The sequence below is a fragment of the Bacteroides sp. UBA939 genome, from assembly GCF_002293435.1.
Classification (GTDB): Bacteria; Bacteroidota; Bacteroidia; order Bacteroidales; family Bacteroidaceae; genus Bacteroides.
Genome location: NZ_DBDF01000083.1, coordinates 1 through 4,545, shown reverse-complemented (window position 1 = coordinate 4,545; position 4,545 = coordinate 1). Strand labels below are relative to the sequence as shown.

Genomic DNA, 4,545 nt, shown 5'->3' with positions numbered 1-4,545 from the left:
TTACAGAATGGCCCGGTGGCTTTTTCTCCCAATATGGACATGATGGTAACTACGGTTATCGAATACGATATAGCCCGGACATCCGTTGCCATGGCGGATAAGAAATTCCGTCCCTTCCGCACCAAACTATATTATTCCGTACTGCAAAAAAAGAAAAACCGGTTTTCTAAATATATTCCGGTGTTGCCGCAGGAATCAGTGGCTTCGTATGCCCATCCTTATTTGTTCAATGACGGCAAGTCCCTGTTGTTTGCTTCGGATATGGCAGGCGGTCACGGCGGCTTCGACCTCTACGTTGTTCATTGGAACGACGAAACCCAATCGTGGGGAGCGCTCGTGAACCTGGGTGCAGAAGTCAATACCGAAGGCGATGAAATTTTCCCTGTATTCTATAAAGGACGGCTTATTTTCTCGTCCAATGGCTTGGCAGGCTTCGGCGGCTACGACCTGTTCAGTTGTGCCTTCGACAAGGACGGCGTTATGCCGGGCGGCGTCAGCCATTACCCTTACCCGGTGAATTCGGTTTTCAATGACTATTATATGTGCCCGGTCGACTTGCAAAGCGCCTATTTCGTTTCCGACCGCGCCATGGAGTCGCAAGACGACATTTACTATCTGCGCACCATGGAGGATCTGGGCGTCCAACGCGAGAAACCCTTCTACGGCATGAGCGAAGATATGGCTGTTCTGGGCGGTGCGTTACTGCTGAATAAATCTACGGAAAACGTCCGCAGGGAAACCGTTTCTTTGAGGAAATTCGTTCCGGACGGTCTGTTGCTGACTCTCTATTTTGATTTCGATTCGGATAAGTTGACCGCAGAGTCTATCCGTAGTCTGAATGTATTTGCCGAAGAAATGGGTGGTTACGACCTTTCCGAACTGAAATTCGACGGTTACGCCGACGAAATGGGCAGCGAAAGTTACAACTACGAATTGTCCGGTCGCCGTGCCGAACGCGTTGCCGAATATCTCCGCAACCGTAATGTGAATGTGGACTTCATAATCGAAGCCCGCGGCAGAACCAAACTTTCTCCGGAAGAAGTGAAGGAAGAAGTCGGAAGTTATGTTTGGAAAGAAAACAATATTGACTGGATACGCGTAAACCGCCGTGCCAGACGTGTGGAAATATATAACAAGAGGTAGAAAATTATAAAAGAAAACAAGATATGAAGAAGAGAAGAACTCATAGTGTATGGATGTTGCTCCTTTTGGTTGCCACAATCTGTCCGTTGGCGAAGGCGCAATATATGCCGGTTGTTTTTGATAAACAGTATGGTGACGCAAACCAGATACAGCAGGTCTGTCCGTTGCCCGGTGATGAAGCGGTAGTGTTGGGTAAGGAAGGCAGAGCGTACAGTCTGACTTGGGTAGATCGTTTGGGCGAAGTGGTATTCTCCTTGCCATTGACGGGATTTATAAATATAAATGAGTTAACCGAAGTCGACAACGGTTGTGTGCTGATTGTAGGGCAGTCGTCTCCTCAGCAGATTAAGAACAAGAAGGACCAGGAAATGCTGAGCGGGCGTGCGGTTGTTGTAAATCGCAAAGGACTGCTCGTGCAGAACATCTATGCCGGCGAACAGGGAAGCGAATTTATGAAAGGTCACCTGTTGCGTGACGGCTCTTTGGTACTCTCCGGTATGGAACCCAAAACTACCGGTGAGCGCCAGGGCATATTGCTGAAAACGGATAAAACCGGCAAGGTGCTCTATAGCTATAAGAATGCCGGCAGCGGTTATTGCAACCAGTTTGTCGTAATGGGCAATTCCACTGAATATATATGCGCCGCCTTTACCGGTGAAAGAGAGAAGGAACAGAGTATCATCGTTCGTTTGGATGATAAGGGCAAACCGTACTATACCACTACCATCCCCGCAAAGAAATATGTGGTAACCGGCTTGCACGCCAATATCAACGAAGGTTCTGTTATCATTACCGGTAATTCTCCGGTAGAAGGCGGCGTTATTTATAAGATACGCCCTGAGGGAGACATTGTCTTCGGTAAGACACTGATTCCTGCCAGCCAGGGAGTAGCCATACTGAATCACCTCCGTGTTGCCCGCAACGGCAATATCCTGGTAGGCGGTAGCGGCGATAGAGGATATTACGCCCTGTTGCGTAACGACGGAACAGCACTCTATTCCGGTTCTTCCACCGGCCAGGTGAAAGGCTTGGGCATGAACCTGGTTACGGGCGAATCCGTAGTGACCACTTACGATATGAATGCCCGCCGCGGTACATTCGTACGCATCCAATCCAGCGGCAAGGCTGAGTTCGACCGCACGATAGACGGCAACTTCAACATGGTACGTGTAGACAATAACGGCGAAGTGATGCTGCTTTCCTCAGAAGAAGGACGGGTATGTATGTTCTCCGGCACCGGACAAAAAGAATTCGACCGTTACGTGACCGACAACCAGCCTACCGCTTTCCGTCAGGCATTCACCACCGCATCCGGCGAATTGATGTTCCTCGGCAAAGGCAGCCGCCTGGTGAAACTGGGACACGGACTCTATGTCTCCGACGTTAAGATTACCAAACCCGTGATTGGAACAGCTACGGCTGTATTTACCATCACCCTTACCGGCTACGCCACTACCAAAGAAGGCGCTCCCGTTCCTGTAACCGTAGGCTATGCCACTCGTGAAGTTTCAGCTACTACAACCAATAACTATATCCCGGTAGAAGGCAAACTCTCGTTCACTCCTTCCCGCGGTTCATCAAGCAAGTACCTGGTGAAGCAGGATATTGAAGTACCCATCAAAGCCAACGACTTGGTGGAAGGCGTGAAGAACTTCGAGCTTGTACTGTCCAACGTGCAGCAGAGCTACCTGGTGAAACCCGTAGGTGAAGCCGTTATCGACGACCAGCAGGCTGTCGTGAAACTGGTACGTACCGAACGCGGTGAAGAAGGCAGCAAGGACATTGTATATGAACTGGGTCTGTTCAAAACAGACGGCACTTCCTTAGTGAACGCTACCGGCGCCAATATCATCGTCGACGGCATGTACGGCGAAGGCACCACCGACGCGCTTGACTTCGATATGGGTTTAAGTCCGCGAGTAGTATTCGCTAACGGTTCCCGCAAATCCACGTTCAACGTGAAGACACTTGAAGATACCCGCTACGAACTGCCCAAGACAGTGATTATAAACTTCAACAAGACCCATTGCCTGAGCGGTTCCAACGTGATGTTCGATGGCGAAATGTTGAGCTGTAGCGGCGTAGTTGTCGACCAGCCTGCTCGTTTGACTATCGCCTCGCTGGGCGACCACCGTGTGAACAACAACGTAGTATCCGGTTTCTTCACCGTATCCCTGCTTCGCGCCTCTGACGGAGCGTTGCTGACCAATACCACCGGTAGCGACATCGTTGTGGACTGTACAATCCTGCCCGATGCAACGGCTAAGGAAGGTAAGGACTTTGTATTCACCAACCTGCACGACCTGCGCATCAGCGGCGACGGCAACCACAGTTCTACGAACGTGAATGGTGTGATACTCTATAGTACGGATACTGCTGAAAAGCAAGTTAAACTGAAAGTGAAATCTGTAAGACAGCCTACAGGCGCGCAGCCTGTCAGTGTACAGGATACGGAAAGTACGGCTGACTTTATAATCCGAAAGTAAACTTTCGCAATTATAAATTATGAATTATGAATTATGAATTTGAATTTTGAATTTTGAATGATGAATGGCTATGTGTATGCAGTATGATTGCGCATCCCAATTCATAATTCATAATTCAACATTCATAATTCAACATTCATAATTCAAAATTCAAAAATATGAAAAAGAATGTTTGTGCTATATGTATCTTATATCTGTTCTTGATTTTGCACTCCGCGTGCAATGATGAGGAACCTGTCCCTGTAATAGACGACAGTAATACTTTTCAGCTATCCATGGGGGGCGACGTAACCCGTTCGATAGAAAACGAGGCTATACTCGACAACATGCGCCTGTATTGTTTCTCGCGGAACGGTAACGATGCCCTTTCCGGCAGTGGAGGCAGTTGGAATTCCAATTTCAGCCATCAGCTTCTTGGGGTAACCCGGACGAACATGACTCTGCATACCAGCCAGGCGAGGGCAGGCGATTGGGATTTGGTGATGGTATCCGGTGGTGACGCTGTATTCACCCCTCCTGTCTCTAACAGAACATCGAGCCAGGCTTTGATGTACACATATACCCCGGGGGACATTCAGTCCGACGGCTATCGAGGCCGCGCCCACGAAATTTGGCATCGCATGTTGCGCCTGCCTACCATTGATGGAAATAGCACTACCACCACGTCAACCGCTATTACCCGGAATGCTTCGATGATCCGGATAGTTGTTGACAGGGCGGTGGACATAAAAACGACTTCGCCGGCGGTTCACACGCTTCAACTTCACGGCGTACCCAGCAAGCTGTCCTGGAGCGGAACTCTTCTGCGCACAGTGTCCGGAGGGTACGAAACTTCCTTAAGCAACCCTGACACTTTGGCTACTCCCTTGACAGGTAAGTTTACCTTCACGGAAAACAATGCTGTGGAGACGGGTAC

General features: G+C 49.4%; 3 protein-coding genes. All 3 read left to right on the top strand.

The genetic code is table 11. The features are described from left to right. The coding region (locus tag B2Z67_RS05945) for an OmpA family protein (protein ID WP_291528899.1) at nt 1–1,143 on the top strand (1,143 nt) is incomplete at its 5' end. Nucleotides 1,144–1,166: 23 nt separating this feature from the next. After that, on the top strand, nt 1,167–3,629 hold the full coding sequence (locus B2Z67_RS05940; RefSeq protein ID WP_291528898.1) for a Calx-beta domain-containing protein: 2,463 nt from the start codon (nt 1,167–1,169) through the stop codon (nt 3,627–3,629). A gap of 158 nt (nt 3,630–3,787) precedes the next feature. Then, nucleotides 3,788–4,545, top strand: a 758-nt coding sequence (locus B2Z67_RS05935; RefSeq protein WP_291528897.1) for a hypothetical protein, incomplete at its 3' end; no start/stop codon positions are given.

Bases quoted from the DNA above. Each gene is read 5' to 3' on its own strand.
- B2Z67_RS05940 (WP_291528898.1), top strand. From the start codon at position 1,167: ATGAAGAAGAGAAGAACTCATAGTGTATGGATGTTGCTCCTTTTGGTT.